The sequence below is a fragment of the Patescibacteria group bacterium genome (assembly GCA_018896215.1).
In the GTDB taxonomy this organism is placed as follows: Bacteria; Patescibacteriota; WWE3; order 0-14-0-20-40-13; family 0-14-0-20-40-13; genus JAHINB01.
Window position 1 is genome coordinate 24,297 of the sequence record JAHINB010000004.1, and the last position, 17,394, is coordinate 41,690.

Genomic DNA, 17,394 nt, shown 5'->3' on the forward strand with positions numbered 1-17,394 from the left:
TATCTGATGATTGATCCTGCAATATTTGCCAAATATCCCAAACAAAAAATTGATCAGGCAATTGCCTATTTAAGTTACCGCGATATAAAAGAGCTTCCCAAAGATGAGAATCCGAACTTTCCAATTCTTTATGTTTTTAGACATGGGCAAACAGAAGACAATGCCAATTTTTTATTTAGTGGTTGGCGCGATTCCGATCTAACTGAACTTGGAGTTAAGCAAGCGGGGGTGTTAGCGGATAAATTAGCCCACAAAAAAATTGGTTTGTTATATTCATCGGATCAAATCCGCGCCATAAAAACAGTCGAGATCGCGATTTCTAAAAACGAGTCGGCAAAATCTTTAAAGATTTTTCAGGATCCCAGAATTAAAGAGCGAAGTTATGGAGATTTGCAAGGGACAAGCAAGCTCGTAATGCAACTTGAGAATCCAACAAAGCTTTTGGAATATCGCAGGTCTTACTTTGTTCAACCTCCAAACGGAGAAAGTATCGCACAAGTGGTATTAAGGGTTAAAGATTTTATCGAAGATTTATTTCTTATCATGAGGGCAAAAAAGTATAATGTAGCTGTTTCTTGCCACGGAAACTCTATAAGAGGTTTCAGGCAGTATTTTGAAGGTTTATCCAACGAAGAAACGGCATCGCTTGAAACCCCGCTGGGGCAGGATTATTTGGCGTATTCTGTACACGATGAAAAAAGAATTTAATATTATTACTATCGGTGGAGCAACACAGGATATTTTCTTAATCTCTAATCAATATCAAGTCAAAGACGGCAAACTCCAATTGGATTGGGGGGAAAAGTTCTTAGCCGATAGGCTTTTTACTGATGTTGGAGGTGGGGCGTGCAATTCGGCGGTGGGTTTTTCGCGATTGGGGCTTTCTGTTGCCTTTTGGGGCAAGGTCGGCATGGACATTCCGGGGCAGGTGATTGCCCAAAGGCTTAAAGAAGAAAAAGTTTCGATCAAGCTATTGGTAATAGACGAGAAAGCTCAAACATCCACTAGCGCGGTTTTGGTTGGTAAAGGTGGGGAACGAGCAATTGTAATGTACCGAGGCGACAACGACGATCTTCTAACCCATACTCCTAGCTTTGATTTGTTTACCCAAACGGAGTGGATATATCTCTCCGATCTTGGTGCTCATACCGAAAGCTTTACCTTTAAAATTTTAGATTTGGTTACAAACAATAATAGTAAGTTGGCGTTTGTGCCGGGGCAACATCAACTAAAACAAGGAATTGAAGCGCTCAAGCCCATACTTTCTAAGTCAACTATCTTAATTCTTAATATCTATGAGGCGTACCAATTGCTTTACGGATCCTATCCAGGGGAGGAGAAGGAGTCTTGCCATACCAATGAAGGAAATATCTTAAAAATGCTTAAGGAATTTTATCAATTAGGTCCAAGATACGTTGTGATAACGCGAGATAAGTGTGGGGTTTCGGCTTACGATGGAAGGTCATCCTATCAGGAAGCTTCTCCTGCCGTGGATAAAGTTACTGATACAACTGGGGCAGGAGATGCGTTTGCTAGCGCTTTTATTACGGCAATTATCAAAGAAAAAGATATTAGGACGGCTTTAAGTTGGGGTAACAAGAATGCAGGATCCGTTATAGCTTCTTACGGAGCACAATATGGACTTTTAAAACTATCTCAACTAGAATAATTACATGTTAAAAGCTCTCGCCCTTCTCATTTTAAATGTTGCTGTCACCACCGCCCTCTATCCTTTTTTTATTAACTTTTTATACAAATTTTCTTTGCGCGAAAGGGTGCGACACGACGGTCCCAAAACCCATTTAATTAAGCAGGGGACTCCTACAATGGGAGGTTTGGCGTTTGTTTTGTCTGTTTCGCTCTTAACTTACCTTTTTAACCGTCAAAACTCTTACGGGCCATTTTTGGCCATTATCACCTTTTTAGCTGGGGTTTTTGGGTTAATGGAGGATTTGTTTAAGGTTTATGCCAAGTCTCATCTGCAAGATGTTATTAGAAGCTCGCTCATTCCTGTGGTTTCGGTCTCAAGAATTACATCAAAGGCTTATAACAAACTGCTTTTGCCTTGGGACTTGTTCAAAGAATTTTGGAGAACTGTTGGAAGCGCCACTGATGTGGGTTTGCAAACCTATCAAAAATTCTTTTTGCAATCGGCAATTGCCATTATCGCCTCACTTGTCATCTATTTACAATTTGGTTACAGTAGTCTTTGGCTACCGTTTTATGGATTTCTAAATTTGGGAATATTTTACCCGGTCTTAATTTATTTTATTTTTATTATTGTTTTAAATTCGGTAGCTTTCACTGATGGGTTGGATGGTCTTGCTGGTGGCCTTGCCATTATCGCTTGCTGTTTTTTTCTGGCTATCGCTCAAAGCCAAGGCAAATACCAAATCACTGTGTTTTTGGCAAGTTTTATTGGAGCCTTGCTCCCCTTCTTGTATTTTAATTTTTACCCAGCCAGAATTTTTATGGGTAATGTGGGGTCGCATACTGTTGGGGCGGTAATTGCCTTGGTGGCAATTTTGCTCCATCGGGAGGTGGCGCTACTTTTAGTTGGAGGGGTGTTTTTGCTTGATGGGGCATCAAGCATTTTTCAACAGCTGGCAGTCCGTTTCACCGGTAAAAGAATTTTTAGAATGGCGCCAATTCACCACCATTTTGAAATGCTCGGCTGGCCCGAAACCAAAGTTACCACTCGCTTTTATCTCATCTCCGCAATTTTGGGTTTTGTGGGTCTTTTTATTTCGCTTTTATAACAAGATTTAGAGAAGACCCCGCCAACGGTTGCGCAGTTCTGGGCGGGGGATGAATCTTCCGATATCCGAATGTTGATTTATCAAGCCGAAACTCTTCCACTTCGGAAGTGGAAGAATCTCCTTTCTCTAATTCATTTAGAATTTAGGATTTTCTCTTTTTGGTGCTAAAATGTAGGTGATTATAATTTGAGTTTGGGTGAGAACAAATTCCACTGGAGGAGGTGCGAATTTAGATAAAAAATAATATGGAACAAAATAAACAAAAAAAGAAAAGTTTCTGGTTTTGGAAAATTGATGAAGATGACTTAAAGAAACAAGTTGAGAATTATCAGACTCTTAAAATTACCAGGTCGTATCGTGGAATGTCGTTTTTGATAATTTCCGCACTTCTTGGCTTTTCACTTCTGTTAAGTTTTTTTGGTGCTTATGTAGACCCTACAGCTATGATTTGGGGAATACTCATTTACTTACCCATTTTGTTTTTTGTATTCAAAGGTCGTCGTTGGGCGATTGTTCTTTTAATGATCATGTGGACATTTGAAAAGGGCTATAACCTTTATGAAATTGGGCAAGGTGGGGGTGGGAGTGTTATCATGCCAATTATTTGGTGGCTTATCGTTATGCCTTATTTTTGGAAAGCATTGGTGGTTGAGAATAAAAGACGAAAACTTGTACCAGCATTGAAAGACCTTTCCGGGTCGGTATTTTGTCATAAGTGTGGCGAACAATTAGAAACTAATTCGAAATTCTGTTCAAAGTGTGGAGTAAAAGTGCAGTCACCAATTATGAGTGAATAAAGTATTTATCTATGTTTTGCAAAAATTGTGGGCAACAAGTTAAAGCTGGTAGTAAATTTTGCAAGAATTGCGGACAAGAAATTAAATTCGGCAGGTTCGCAATTTTCAGGGTCAATTTTTTTGGATGGTTGAAAGATCATCGCAAGGGTTTTTTAATTGCTCTTGGCATTGTTGTTTTTATAGCTATCTTAGGAATTTACGACGAATCTTCAAACACCAATACTTCTTCAAATTATTCAGCTACACAAACCATCTCATATGATCAAAATGAAATTGTGGCTTCGGTAGTTAATATATTTTGTCCGAGTACGGTTTCCGAAGAAGAAGCAAGTGGTGGATCTGGCACAATAATTAGTGAAGATGGTTTAATTCTTACAAACTCACATATTATTCCGCAAGATGAAATAAATATCCATGTTGATGAGCAGGGTTGTTTAGTCGTTCTTCCCGATCCAACGACGGGGCAAGCAAAAGATATTTATTTAGCACATCCGATTGTACTTCCAGAGTTGAGTGATAAATATGATTTAGCATTTATGGAAATATATTCTTCCTATTATGATGTGGAAACAGGCGAATATTCTAGTGTTTATCCGAGAAAATTTCCGAGCTTTGACGATACAACGCGTTGCAATAATGAGAATATTCAGCTTGGAGAACCAATCCGTATTTTTGGATATCCAGCAATTAGCGGTGGTTATTCCTTGACAATCACCGATGGCGTTGTAAGTAGTTTTCCTGGTGATAGCTTGATAGTGACTTCAGCAAAAATTAGCTATGGAAATTCAGGTGGTTTAGCAGTTGATAGAAATGGATGTATGATTGGCGTGCCATCAATGGTAAGTTCCGACGAGGTTGAAAGTTTGGGCGTTATAATTTCAATGGATTTAGTAAACCAATTTTCCGAAGAAGTTACGACATATATTGATAGTTTGAAATAGGTCTACCGAAAAAATCCCTGAGGAATAAAATCGATTTATGGATAAAAGTAAAAATATAGCGAATTTGAAAGAGTTTTTAAAAAATCACAAGACATTCAAAGAAAAATGTGAGGTGGTTTTTTTGATGGTTGAAATTAGAAAGATTTTAGAATACGGAGGGAAATCTTATAAAACCCTTCGTTTTTATTGCAATTGGGTATTACATAAAGAATTAAGCCAAGAAAAAACTACCAAATTATTATCAGATATATTTGAACCAAACGTGGATCCTAAAAAAAGCGGACATGAAAATGCTCGTAACATAAAATCTATTGGAAAAGACTTTTTTATGTTGAAGACATTTAGAAAGGAGCTTGGAGATTTTTTTAAAGATTACAATCTCCCGATGGATTTATTGAAAAAAAACTGGTGGACATTTGGAAAATTACTTTTGGAAATCATCAAAGATTGCCCTGTCCATTTCGTCGCTAATAAAATACGAGAGTTGAAAATAGAAAAATATAATGACAGAAATTTTGGTTATAAATTTAGTTTTATTGATAGCAAGCAAAAGTTAGTAGAAAAATTAAAGCTTAAGAGAAAGTAGTGCCCTAAATTTTTGAAGTGGTGCACCAATGAAATTAGCACGCTCTCCAAATCTGCCGAAAAAACGACTCTTCCACCTCCGAAGTGGAAGGAATTACCCTATCTAATACAACAAATCCCATCCAGAAAATCTTATCATTGGGGACGGACCCCAATACAACAAATCAATAATACTTCATAGGGGTCAGTCCCCATTTCTAATACAACGAATTAGATAATTGCTCTAAATAGTACCGTTGACTAGACTACGGTACTAATTTGGTAAAATGCGATTAAAGAAGGGTTTTAATTATTTTAATCATTATCTCCTTGTCTTTTGGGTCACTTGTTGCAATTAAAAGTGCCAATGCTGTTAAAGCACCGTCACTTATCCTTCGTTCTCCCGAATCCTTAAAAAGATAATTTGATTTATTTAAATAATGTACAAAAAGAAGCGAAGCAATTCTTTTGTTACCATCAAAAAATGGATGGTCTTTAATAATTAGATAAAGCAAATTAGACGCTTTATCTTCTAAAGTTTCGTAAAGTTCATTTTTATCAAAAGTTACATACAAACCTTTAATAATACTTTTAAAGCTTGTTTCTCTTTCTTGTCCAAAAAGCTCTCCCGCTTCTTTTTTAGCATCAAGATCTTTTTTAATCATTAATATCATCTCAACACAGTCTTTATACTCCAAAACAAATTTTGTTTTTTGACCATTTTTAGTTATTATCTTTCCTTTATCGTATTGTTCCAATAGAGTTAGTGTGCTCGAGTAATCGGCGAGGAGACTTAAGATTTCTGCCTCTTTTCCAAACAGCAATTCATTTTTTGACTGTTTTTGCAAGAATAAAACAGCATTTTGCAATTCGTTAAATTTATTTTGCGCTTCTAAAAGCCTTTTTTCGTTTATTGCATAACCCTTAATAAGATATTGTTTTAGAATTTTAGTAGCCCATTTGCGAAAATGTATTGCTCGAGAGGAACTAACGCGATATCCAACAGCTAAAATAACATCTAAACTGTAAAACTCTACTGGTTTATCTGAATTTGGAATGTGCATTTTTTGCACATTGCTTTTTTTGGCGACCTCTTTATCAAAAAAAATCTTGTCAATATGTTTTGTTATAACGGACCGGTCTTTGTTAAAAAGTAGTGCTATTTCGTTTTGCTTTAGCCATACAGATTCATCTTTTAAACGAACCTGCAGTTCAACCTCGTCTTTCGAAGTTTTATATATAACTATTTTGCCTTTCGGTAAACCAATTTTATTCATATTTTTAAATTATATCAGTTTCTAATAATTTAACCCAACTTCGAAGGTTGGGATGAGGATCTTGTTAATTTGCGCTCTTCCACTTCCGAAGTGGAAGGAATTACCCTATCTAATACAACAAATCCCATCCAGAAAATCTTATCATTGGGGACTGACCCCAATACAGCAAATCAACAATACCTCATTGGGGTCAGTCCCCCCCTTCAAATCTTAACAAATCTAATTTTTAGGAATTTAGTTTCTTTACCGTTTCTGGTAGTTTTTTGTCTTCGGATTTTAATTTGCGTTCGAGTTTTTTTGTATCTACCTCTGGTAATAATGTTTCTGGGCGAATACCGCTTTTAGCAAGCATCTCTCGCATGTTTTTATTATTCTTTATATGTTCGAAGGTAATAGGCGTTTCTCCTTTTAGTTTTTGGTCTTTTTTTACATTAAAACTTGTAATTTCATTTGCTAAATCTTTGGCCTTAATGGTAACGCCTGGTAAAAAATCTGCTAGTGGTCTATTATTTGGCACACCTAACAGATTTTTCATATTTTTTGTAGTGTGTCCACCAAATAAAGCTGAATCGCCCTTGCTTCTAATTCTCGCGAATCCTTGACCATCAACACCTCGTTCAAATAAAACACCAGAAAGAGTTTTTTCGGAAATAGAAAGTTTTTCTCTGGCATGTAAGCGTTCCCATTGTGCTAATCGTTTCTCGACTACTTCCTGTCTACGAGTTTGAACGGCAAAATAAGTCATAGCAAAGGCAATCTCGTCTTTGCGCGGATTTCCATTCTGGGCAATTAGATAACAAGCATAGCGAGTGAGTTTAAAATCGATAATGGGTTTTGAAGTAGCTCCGGCATCTACGATTTTGTTGATGTCAACAAAATGGTCGAAAGCTTTTTGTTTGGCGTTTTCACAAGCTATCTTGGCCTTATTTACAACATTTTCAAAGTTTCTCCACTCGTTATACCCAAGGAGAATTTGTAATTCTCTTGCATACCAAAATTCCACGCCATCGCTTTTATGAGCACAATCTTCGAAATTTTTATGTAATCTAACAATCAGTTGTTTTTCCATAAATTATATTTTACTACTTTTAATTTTGTAATTGTATAGACCTCATATCTATAGAAGTTTAAAAGCTCTTATAATTTCCGTGGTAATATAGTAGCCATGCCTCATCACAAAGAAAAACGCTTTTTGGATTTGCCTTTTTTTATTGCTACCCTTGCCATTTTATTTTTTGGAGTGGTAATGGTTTACGATTCTTCTGTAGTTTATTCTTTGAATTTGTTTGGTGGCAAATTTCATTTTCTTATCTCGCAAGGAATGTGGGCTTTATTTGGAATACTCTGTTTTTTTATGGCATTTTTTCTTCCTCTAGATTGGTTATTTTCTAAATCCCGCGCTTTATATATTTTTTCGGTCTTACTTTTAATTTTGGTACTGCTTCCAACCCCATTTTCTCCAATGCTATATGGGGCGCGAAGATGGCTTTTTTTAAATCCCGAGCCATTTCCAGCATTTCCCCTTATTGGCAGATTAGGTTTTCAGCCGTCAGATTTAATGAAGTTGACCTATCTTTTGTATCTGGCTAAAATTTTGTCTTTGGAAAAGGACAATGATGTCGTAAAAATACTTAAACGATTTTTTGTTGTAACTTTTATACCTGTGCTTTTGGTCCTTTTGGAGCCCGATCTAGGAACAGCCCTGCTTTTGTTGGTAGCGGGAGTGGTAATGCTTTTTGTTTGGGGATTTCCCGTTAAATACTTTGCGGTTATGGCTCCGGTTTTTTTGGTGTTGGCAACAATTGCTGTTGTTTCCTCTCCCTATCGCAAAGAGAGATTTTTAACTTTTGTTGGAAATAATGTCGAAACCAATCAAGACAAAAGCTATCATGTAAGACAAGCCCAAATTGCTTTGGGGTCGGGAGGTATATTTGGAAGAGGCTTGGGTCAGTCCCGCCAGAAATACGGCTATTTGCCAGAAGTAACTTCGGATTCTATTTATGCTATAGTTGGTGAGGAGTTTGGATTTATCGGAACCACGCTAACGCTTTTTGGGATAGTGTTTATTGTTTTAAGGGGGTTAGAGCTTGCCAAACGAACTAAAATAGTTTCGGCAAAAATATTTGGCTGTGGTGTAATTACGGTATTTGGATTGCAAGCGTTTCTAAATACAGCCTCCATGCTTGGTCTAGTACCGCTTACCGGTGTTCCTTTACCTTTAATTTCGTATGGTGGTTCGTCAATGGTAATAACTCTTTTAGGATTTGGTTTAACCATGAATTTTTTATCTAGTTAGCCATAAATGTGCCCTTGACCTAAAAAGTTTAGTGGTGTTAGACTAACTGTTAACAATGCCCAAAGAAAAACTAGAAACAGTAATTGACATTGGGTCAACCAAAGTTGCCACAATTATAGCAAGCCTTGCCGATGAAAGAGTTTCGGTAGTTGGTGTTTCTACAGTGCCGTCAACCGGAATCAGAAAAGGCGTGGTTGTTGATATTGACGCAGCTGTAGAGGCTATATCTCAATCTCTCGAGAAATCTCAAAGAATGTCTGGTTTTCCAATCTCTACGGCGTTCGTAACTGTAAATGGATCGCATATCGAATCGATCAATTCTCATGGGGTTGTGGCAGTATCTCATCAAGATGCTGAAATATCTCGAGATGATATTAAAAGAGTTACCGATGCCGCGCAGGCTGTTTCTATGCCGTCATCCCGAGAAATTATTCATGTTTTACCGCGAGATTTTATTGTAGATGGGCAAGACGGCGTGCACGATCCTATGGGTATGAGCGGTGTGCGACTCGAAGTGGAAACCAATTTAATTCACGGTTCTACCGCCGTCATGAAAAATTTAAGCAAATGCGTTAATCAAGTAGGTGTATCCATAGAGGAGTTTGTTTATACGGCACTGGCGTCGTCCTATTCGTGTCTTACAGATACCGAAAAAGAACTAGGGACAATTTTATTGGATATTGGTGGAGGAACTACCTCGCTGATAATTTATAGTGGCGGGAGCCCTGTTTATAGCGGAGTTTTGCCAGTAGGTGGTCAGAATATAACTAATGACTTGGCGATAGGGCTAAGGGCATCCTTAGATATTGCAGAAAAAATTAAGCTGAAGTTGGGGAAAGAAGACGATTTAATAAAAAGGACCATTTTTCCAACTAGCGATGAAGAAGCAAGGGAAGTAAATAAAAACGAGCTAGATGTTACGGAGTTTAATTTGGATGTAACAACAATTTCGCGAAAACTGCTTTATGACATTATGAAAGAAAGAATGAGAGAACTATTTACCCTGGTTTCAATAGAAATTAAAAAGGCTAATTTTACAGGAAAACTTCCGGCTGGAGCGGTTCTTTGCGGAGGCGGGGCTTTAACCTACAATGTTTCTTCTATTGCCAAAGAGGTTTTAAAAATGCCAGTTCGTGTTTCTAAACCTCGGGGGGTTACAGGACTTATTGACGAAATTGACGGACCAGCCTATTCGGCAGCAATCGGCGCCTTGGTTTTTGGGAGTCGGCAGTTTAAGAACTCCGAAAAATCTCGTTTTTCTGATCGCAGAAATATTGGAGGGTCGGTAAAGGGCGCTGTTGGTTGGCTAAAATCATTTCTTCCTTAGTTTTTTTACCACCACTTATGCTAGTTAAACCAGAAATCGAACAATTTGCAAAAATCCGAGTCGTTGGTGTTGGTGGGGCTGGTACTAATGCCGTAAATAACATGGTAACCCGAGGTACTATTAAAGGGGTCGATTTTGTTTGTGTTAACACCGATGTTCAATCGCTAACTTTAAGCAAAGCTCAAGTTAAAATCCAAATTGGAAAAGATTTAACCAAGGGTCTTGGATCTGGAGGAAATCCCGAGGTAGGCAGAAAAGCTGCCGAAGAATCTTTGGATTTAATTAGAGATTCTCTTGAAGGCTCCGATATGGTTTTTATAACCGCAGGTTTAGGAGGCGGAACTGGAACAGGAGCAACCCCAATTATTGCCAGTATTGCAAAATCTCTTGGCGCGCTAACAGTTGGTGTAGTCACAAAGCCTTTTGAATTTGAAGGAGTTAAACGCATGGAAAATGCTAATATTGGGCATAAAGAGCTTAAAGAAAAAGTCGACGCTTTAATTACTATTCCCAACCAAAAACTTTTAGATGTAGCAGATCAGAAAATGAGTCTGCTGGAAGCGTTTGGTATGGCAGATGGCATTTTAGGACAGGGGGTTCAAGGAATCTCCGATTTAATTGTGGTTCCTGGGCTTGTTAATGTAGATTTTGCCGATGTTAAAACCATTATGACTAGCGCAGGGTCTGCCTTAATGGGTATAGGGTCTGCTGAAGGCGAAAATAGGGCCGAAATTGCCGCGCAAATGGCAATATCGTCTCCGCTTTTGGAGGTGGACATAAGTGGCGCTACGGGAATTTTGTTTAATATTGTAGGCGGTCTTGATTTATCAATGCACGAAATTGACAAAGCGGCAAAAATTATCTCCAGCGCCGCTAATCCCGACGCCAACATTATTTTTGGAGCGGCAATTGACGAATCTATGGGTAATTCTATTAAAATTACCGTAATTGCTACAGGTTTTGATATGGAAATCCAAGATGCCTATAAAAAAGTTAAAGAACTGCCAAGCGACAGCGTTTCCCGATTTGACGCGTCGCAAGGCCCCAGTTCTGATGGGGGTTTATCTGAAGAAGATACAAAATACGATATTCCGACTTTTTTAAGAAGATCTAAGTGACAAAACTACAGCTTATAATATCTTATATACTCCTTGGTTTAATATTTCTGTTACTCGTGTCGGTTCTTATATATAGGGCGATTAAGTTTGATGCTGTGGTAAAATTAAGGTAATGTTTTCCGAAGTAAAAACCCTAAAATCCTTTGCCGAAATAGATAATGAGATACTCCCATACTGGGAGAAGAATAAGATATTTAAAAAAACGCTTGCCAAAAACAAAGGCGGTAAGAGCTTTGTTTTTTACGAGGGTCCTCCAACTGCAAACGGCATGCCACATTTGGGTCACATTCTTCCCCGCGTTTTTAAGGATTTATTTCCCCGATATAAAACAATGCAAGGGTACAACTGCATCAGAAAAGGCGGTTGGGATACCCAGGGGTTGCCTGTGGAACTAGAAGTAGAAAAGGAACTGGGGTTTTCGGGAAAATCACAGATAGAAAAGTACGGTGTTATTGCGTTTAACAAAAAATGCCGGGAGTCGGTTTTTAAATATGTTGAAAAATGGAATATGCTTACCCAACGCATTGGATATTGGCTAGATTTGGACGATCCCTATGTCACAATGGACAAAAACTACATTGAGTCGGTGTGGTGGGTTATTAAAACTCTGTACGATAAAAAGCTTATCATTAAAGACTATAAGGTTTTACCCTATTGCGCTAGGTGTGAAACCCCGCTCTCGTCCCATGAATTAGCGCAAGGTTACAAAGAGACAAAAGACGCCTCGGTTTATGTAAAATTTAAGGTTAAAAACCAAGATAAGACATATTTTTTAGCTTGGACCACAACACCTTGGACACTGCCTGGAAATGTTGCTTTGGCAGTTAGCGCAACTGCTAGTTATGTCAAAGTTTCCGTTAAAGACGAGTTTTATATATTGGCTAAGGGGCGACTCTCTGTTTTAGATGATGAGTATACCATTATCGAAACTTTTAAAGGCTCGAATCTTGTTGGGATTAAATATCAACCTCCGTTTGATTACATAAAATATGATGTTCCCGCCCACTTTGTGACTTCTGCCGATTTTGTAACCATGGAAGATGGGACTGGTATTGTCCATACCGCTGTAATGTATGGTGTTGACGACTTCGAATTAGGTTCCAAAATTGGCTTGCCTAAAAAGCACGCGGTGGATCTTTCTGGCAAGTTTATTGCCGATATCACCCCATATGCTGGAATGTATGTTAAGAAGGCCGACAAATTTATTATTGAGGATCTTGCCAAAATGGGTAGTTTGTATAAAACAGAAGAAATAACTCACGATTACCCTTTTTGCTGGAGGTGCGACAGCCCACTTTTGTATTACGCCTTGGAGTCTTACTTTGTAAAGACTACCGCACTTAAAGAAGAAATCATCAAGGAAAATCAAAAAACCAATTGGTATCCCAAGCATTTAAAAAACGGTCGTATGGGAGAATGGCTTTCTAATATGGTCGATTGGTCAATTTCTAGATCGCGCTTTTGGGGAACACCGATTCCTATTTGGGTTTGCGCTAAATGTAATCAAGAAAAATGCCTAGGTTCGTATCAAGAATTACCCGACAAAACAATTGATCCTCATAGACCTTATATTGATGAGATTAAATTTAAATGTAAATGTGGGGGGGAGATGGCGCGAGTTCCCTATGTTTTAGATTGCTGGTTCGATTCTGGAGCCATGCCTTTTGCCCAATATCACTTTCCGTTTGAAAATAAACAAGTTTGTTTCTCACGAAATAAGGAACTTTTTGAATCCCAGTACCCAGCAGATTTTATTTGCGAGGCCATTGACCAAACTCGAGGCTGGTTTTATACCTTAATGGTTCTGGGAACGCTGATTACAGGAAAAAATTCCTATAAGACGGTTCTCACAACTGGACATGGGTTGGATGAAAAAGGTCGTAAAATGTCAAAGTCAGTGGGGAATGTGGTCGATCCTTTTGAGGCCTTGGATAAATATGGAGCGGATATTATTCGCTGGAATTTCTTTAGCGGGGCTTCTTTGGGAAACAATTTTAGAACTGGAATGGCAAATTTTGAGGAGGTCCGTCGTCAATTTTTTAATATTTTATGGAACTCGTTTAATTATTTTGTAACCTATTTTAATATTTCTGGATTTAAGGAGGCTGAAATAAAACAGATTAAAGATAGCGATTTATCAATCTTAGATAAATGGATAGTATCCCGTATAGAAAGTGTCACCAACGAAGTTACGAAATATTTGGATAAATACGATGCTCTAAACGCTACTAAATCCATCGAAGGTTTTGTAATAAACGACCTCTCTACTTGGTATATTAGGAGATCTAGGGGTAATCATACCAAATCAATTTATAGGGTTTTATATTTTGTTTTTAAGAGGCTCTCGATTATTATGGCGCCCCTTGCTCCTTTTATCAGTGAAAAAATTTATCAAGTCTTGGGAGGGGATGCGGAATCCGTTCATTTGGAAAACTGGCCAAGAGTAAACGAGAATTATCAAGACGAAAAATTAGAGGAGGAGATGAGGTTGGCGCGAGTTTTTGTGGAGCAGATTCATGCCAAACGCCACGAGGCGGGAATAAAGCTTAGACAACCATTGGCAAAAGCTATAATTAAAGGGAACAATCTTAAGATCTCTTTGGAGATAATTAAAATTATCGGGGAGGAGCTTAATGTTAAAAAAATAGAAGTCAAACAAGCATCAAAAGAATCGATTGAGCTAGATACTGTTATCACTAAAGAGTTAGAATTAGAAGGGCAATTTCGCGATTTTATAAGGAGTATTCAAGAGTTAAGAAAATCTTCCAATGTAGCTTACGATCAAATAGTGGCAGTAACTTATGAGGATACGGTAGGGAATAGGGAGGTGGTGGAAAAATACAAAGATGAAATTTGCAAGCAAGCTTTGTTGTCAAAGCTAATTCCTAATGAATCCTTTAAAATCCTTTAACCCTCTTTTAGTACTCCCGGTTGTTATTATCACCACTCTCGGTCTTGCCGTGCTTTTTTCTACTTCGGCATCGTTGGCTTTTGATCAAGCTCAATTTTTACTTATAGGCATAATACTTTTTGGCGCAATATCTTTTTTGGACCTGGATTTATTAGATAAGTTTTCCTTACCAATTTTTTTGGTTTGTCTTGTTATAAATATTCTGCCACTTTTTATAGGATCCGAGATTAGAGGTTCTAGGCGGTGGATACAGATTGGAGATTTTGGTTTTCAAACATCCGAGGTGTTGAAGTTGGGGTTTGCAGTTTTTTTATCTTCTAATTTAAGTCGCCTTAACATTAATAAGCCCTCTCTTAAACTTTTCTTTTTTATAATTTTAACTTTAATCTCACTGGTAATCGTTTTTTTGGAGCCTGACCTTGGAACCACGGGGATTCTATTTTTGTCCTTATTGGCTTTAGTTATTTTTAAGGGTCTATCTTTTAAAAGACTGGCGTTGTTTATATTATTGATCTTACTGCTGGTCGCACCTCTTTGGACATTCTTAAAAGACTATCAAAAGTCACGAATCGTGGGGTTTTTAAATCCCCAAGAGGATCTCAGCGGAACGGGCTATAACACTTATCAATCAATAATTGCCGTGGGTTCTGGTGGGTTGTTAGGTCGCGGTTATGGAAGAGGGTCTCAATCACACCTAAGCTTTTTGCCCGAATACCACACCGATTTTGTTTTTGCCTCTTTTGCCGAGGAATGGGGGTTTATTTTTTGTCTTTTAGTTTTGGTGTGTTTTGCAATCTTATTTTTAACCATGCTTAAAATTGCGCAAAAAGCTAAATACTCTTTTTATAGCTTGCTAGCGTTTTCCTGTTTTATCTTGCTGTTTCTTCAAACTTACATTAATGTCTCGATGAATTTGGGTCTTTTTCCCGTAACGGGAGTTCCTCTGCCCTTTATGTCTTATGGAGGAAGCTCTTTGATTACAAGCTTCTGTCTGTTGGGATTGGTGAATAATTGTTACAAAAAAGAAACTGGTGGTTGAATCGATAACTAGCTTTTGATAATATGCCACCTATGTCTAACAAATTCGTTCTTCTAATCAATGGTGTACAGCATATTGCATCAATTGGTGATACCTTAGAAATTGACGGTAAAGCTGTTTCCGAAGCTAAAGTCTTGGCATCTTGGGATGACAAAAAAACCACCATCGGCAATCCTTATTTGGATAAGTTGATTCCAAATTTAGAAATACTAGAATCCTATCAGGGCGATAAGGTAATGGTTAGAAGGTTTAAATCCAAATCCCGATATAGAAAAACCAAGGGTCATAGACAAGACAAGTCAAAATTAAAAGTAGTTTCTATAGATGATGTTACTTCGTAACATGAAACGCCCCCGGTATACATCGGGGTTATTTGTTGGAAGATTTTCATTAATCTTGTTATGATATGGCACATAAAAAGGCTGGTGGTAGTAAAGCAAGACAAGGCGGTAATGTAGCGGGAAAACGCTTGGGTGTAAAAGTGTATGGTGATCAGGCCATAAAATGCGGGGGTATTGTTGTAAGGCAACGAGGATCGACTCACAAACCAGGGAAAAACGCTGGAATGGGAAGGGACTTTACCATATTTGCTAAAAAATCGGGGTTGGTTTCCTTTAGAAAAAAAGGTGCTAAGAGTTTTGTGGATATTGTTTAATATTTAGGACTTTCTATTAGTGCCAAAGCTTGCGGAGGCCAGTATCTAACCCACGAGGTTCCGATAATGTCATTATAAGGCAAGGGGCCCCATTGTCGGGAATCGCTACTTCTTTCCCTGTTATCCCCCATCACAAAGTAATCATTATCCGGAATCTTATAAACTTGACCGTCAGCTAAAAACGATTTTCCTGTTGTAACAACATTGGAGTCAATATAAACCTCGCTTAAAAGAAAGCCGTCGGGGTTATCTTGATTGTAAATTTTTACCAACCCGTTAGTCAATTGAATAGATTCCCTGGGAAGACCAATTATCCTTTTAATGTAGTCATATTGAGGGGCGTTGGGATACTTAAAGACTATGACATCGCCCCTTTTGGGCTCTCTAAATTTGTAAGTCAGTTTATTGGTAATAATCTGCTCGCCATCGCGAAAGTTATTTAGCATACTATCGCCTTTTACTTGGTGAACTTGAGCAACAAAAACATAAGTTACAACAAATATTGCCAAAGAAACAACCAGGGTTTCTAAAATGTCTAGGATAAAAGAGCCTAAGGATGATAAAATATTCACGAACACAATTGTAAAGGGATTAATGGTAGAGGGCAAGAAGAAAAATTTAGGGGTTCGTGGCTCAGTTGGTAGAGCGTCCCGGTCACATCGGGAAGGTCGGGGGTTCAAATCCCTCCGAACCCACCACTATGTCAAAAAAGATCATCGTCTCCAACACAATTTACCAGCTTATTGGAAAGCTATTTACCACAGTAAGCACACTTCTTGTTACTGTTTTTATTACACGAAAGCTCGGCGCAGTAACTTTTGGAGAGTTTTCTATTGTTCTATCTTACATCACTCCGCTTTTTATCATCTGCGATTTTGGAGTTAACGCCATTGTGGCAAAGGAATTTGCTAAAGACAAAAACGCCATTTATACCCACTTCAAAAGCGCTTTATTTTTACGAATTGTTATCTCGTGGGGTTTAATTGCTCTGGGTCTTTCCATTTTGCCTTTTACTCCATATAGTTTGGTAGTCAAAACCTCTATTTTAATTGGGATGTTGCTTGTTTTTACTCAAGCAGTTTTTAACGGGTGCAACATTATTTTTCAGACTAACTCCTCGTACAAGTTTGCCACTTACGCTCAAATTATTTCTTCAGTACTTGCTGTTTTGCTGGTTTCTATTAGCATAAATTACCATCTCGGACTTTTATATATTGTGGGCTCTTTTGTTTTGGCTAACCTTTCTCTAGCGTTTATTTCTTACTATACCGTTAGAAAATATGTTACACCTCGAGCCAAGCTTGTTAATTTTAATTACTGGAAAAAAACACTTACAGACTCCTCTCCGTTAGGCTTAGCGCTAATTTTAAATACATTTATGGTAGCCTCCGACAGATTACTCCTTTCGTTTTTGGCAACTCCCACTGATGTTGGAATTTATTCTTTAGCCTATAAAATATTTGATGGAATCCTTGTTGTTCCAACATTTATGATGAATTCCGCTTATCCGTTTTTAGTAAAAAAATTGACCGCGTCTTCTGCTGATTTTAAATTAAGTTTGAATCGGTTAGTAAAAACCCTTTTTGGGTTGTCTATTTTAATCTCTGTTGTAATAATATTGTCGGGTAGATTTGCGATCTCTTTTATTTGGGGAATTGAAATGGTGTCGGCGTATTATCCATTAGCCGTATTAGTATCTGGATTGTTTAC

The 17,394-nt window shown here is 37.9% G+C and carries 17 protein-coding genes and 1 tRNA gene; 15 read left to right on the forward strand and 3 right to left on the reverse strand.

The annotated features are described in order from the left end of the window. The first annotated feature begins 6 nt into the window (after positions 1-6). The 6 genes from KKF75_00890 to KKF75_00915 all read left to right on the forward strand — a co-directional run bounded on the left by KKF75_00890 (position 7) and on the right by KKF75_00915 (position 5,083). Complete coding sequence (locus tag KKF75_00890) at positions 7-708, forward strand: histidine phosphatase family protein (protein MBU4380763.1); 702 nt, start codon at positions 7-9, stop codon at positions 706-708. Next, a complete protein-coding gene (locus KKF75_00895) occupies positions 692-1,669 on the forward strand; it encodes a carbohydrate kinase family protein (GenBank protein ID MBU4380764.1) in 978 nt (325 codons plus the stop codon). The genes KKF75_00890 and KKF75_00895 overlap by 17 nt, the downstream gene beginning before the upstream one ends. A gap of 4 nt (positions 1,670-1,673) precedes the next feature. Next, entirely contained in the window at positions 1,674-2,759 is a 1,086-nt protein-coding gene (locus tag KKF75_00900) for a phospho-N-acetylmuramoyl-pentapeptide-transferase (protein ID MBU4380765.1), read from the forward strand. Positions 2,760-3,004: 245 nt separating this feature from the next. Next, a complete protein-coding gene (locus KKF75_00905) occupies positions 3,005-3,556 on the forward strand; it encodes a zinc ribbon domain-containing protein (protein MBU4380766.1) in 552 nt (183 codons plus the stop codon). An 11-nt stretch (positions 3,557-3,567) separates the two neighbouring features. Next, positions 3,568-4,497 (forward strand): trypsin-like peptidase domain-containing protein, encoded by a 930-nt coding sequence (locus tag KKF75_00910; GenBank protein MBU4380767.1) that lies wholly within the window; start codon positions 3,568-3,570, stop codon positions 4,495-4,497. Positions 4,498-4,534: 37 nt separating this feature from the next. Beyond that, positions 4,535-5,083, forward strand: a complete 549-nt coding sequence (locus KKF75_00915) for a hypothetical protein (GenBank protein ID MBU4380768.1) — start codon at positions 4,535-4,537, stop codon at positions 5,081-5,083. A 271-nt stretch (positions 5,084-5,354) separates the two neighbouring features. Here the strand turns inward: KKF75_00915 and KKF75_00920 are convergent, their stop codons facing one another. Together KKF75_00920 and dinD are read right to left on the reverse strand one after the other, a co-directional pair. Further along, the gene (locus KKF75_00920; GenBank protein ID MBU4380769.1) at positions 5,355-6,338 is read right to left on the reverse strand and encodes a virulence protein RhuM/Fic/DOC family protein; all 984 of its coding nucleotides are present in this window, start codon (positions 6,336-6,338) and stop codon (positions 5,355-5,357) included. A 226-nt stretch (positions 6,339-6,564) separates the two neighbouring features. Then, positions 6,565-7,407, reverse strand: a complete 843-nt coding sequence (gene dinD, locus KKF75_00925) for a DNA damage-inducible protein D (GenBank protein ID MBU4380770.1) — start codon at positions 7,405-7,407, stop codon at positions 6,565-6,567. A gap of 96 nt (positions 7,408-7,503) precedes the next feature. On the opposite strand from dinD, the gene KKF75_00930 reads away from it, so the two are divergent. The 7 genes from KKF75_00930 (at position 7,504) to KKF75_00960 (ending at position 15,684) form a co-directional block, all read left to right on the forward strand. Continuing rightward, positions 7,504-8,634, forward strand: a complete 1,131-nt coding sequence (locus tag KKF75_00930; GenBank protein MBU4380771.1) for a putative lipid II flippase FtsW — start codon at positions 7,504-7,506, stop codon at positions 8,632-8,634. A gap of 55 nt (positions 8,635-8,689) precedes the next feature. After that, positions 8,690-9,961 carry a cell division protein FtsA gene (ftsA, locus tag KKF75_00935; GenBank protein MBU4380772.1) on the forward strand — a complete coding sequence of 424 codons (1,272 nt, stop codon included), beginning with the start codon at positions 8,690-8,692 and terminating at the stop codon, positions 9,959-9,961. Positions 9,962-9,978: 17 nt separating this feature from the next. Then, positions 9,979-11,079 carry a cell division protein FtsZ gene (gene ftsZ / locus KKF75_00940; GenBank protein ID MBU4380773.1) on the forward strand — a complete coding sequence of 367 codons (1,101 nt, stop codon included), beginning with the start codon at positions 9,979-9,981 and terminating at the stop codon, positions 11,077-11,079. A gap of 112 nt (positions 11,080-11,191) precedes the next feature. Further along, positions 11,192-13,990 carry an isoleucine--tRNA ligase gene (ileS, locus tag KKF75_00945; GenBank protein MBU4380774.1) on the forward strand — a complete coding sequence of 933 codons (2,799 nt, stop codon included), beginning with the start codon at positions 11,192-11,194 and terminating at the stop codon, positions 13,988-13,990. Further along, entirely contained in the window at positions 13,968-15,029 is a 1,062-nt protein-coding gene (locus tag KKF75_00950) for a rod shape-determining protein RodA (protein MBU4380775.1), read from the forward strand. The genes ileS and KKF75_00950 overlap by 23 nt, the downstream gene beginning before the upstream one ends. Before the next feature lie 32 nt (positions 15,030-15,061). Continuing rightward, entirely contained in the window at positions 15,062-15,370 is a 309-nt protein-coding gene (gene rplU / locus KKF75_00955) for a 50S ribosomal protein L21 (GenBank protein ID MBU4380776.1), read from the forward strand. 65 nt (positions 15,371-15,435) lie between these two features. Then, entirely contained in the window at positions 15,436-15,684 is a 249-nt protein-coding gene (locus tag KKF75_00960; GenBank protein ID MBU4380777.1) for a bL27 family ribosomal protein, read from the forward strand. On the opposite strand, the gene lepB is transcribed toward KKF75_00960, so the two are convergent. Further along, a complete protein-coding gene (gene lepB / locus KKF75_00965; protein MBU4380778.1) occupies positions 15,681-16,256 on the reverse strand; it encodes a signal peptidase I in 576 nt (191 codons plus the stop codon). The two genes, KKF75_00960 and lepB, sit on opposite strands and share 4 nt — an antisense overlap. A gap of 50 nt (positions 16,257-16,306) precedes the next feature. On the opposite strand from lepB, the gene KKF75_00970 reads away from it, so the two are divergent. After that, positions 16,307-16,382, forward strand: a tRNA-Val gene (locus KKF75_00970). Between the two features lie 2 nt (positions 16,383-16,384). Beyond that, positions 16,385-17,394: oligosaccharide flippase family protein (locus tag KKF75_00975; protein ID MBU4380779.1), on the forward strand; the 1,010-nt coding region annotated here is incomplete at its 3' end.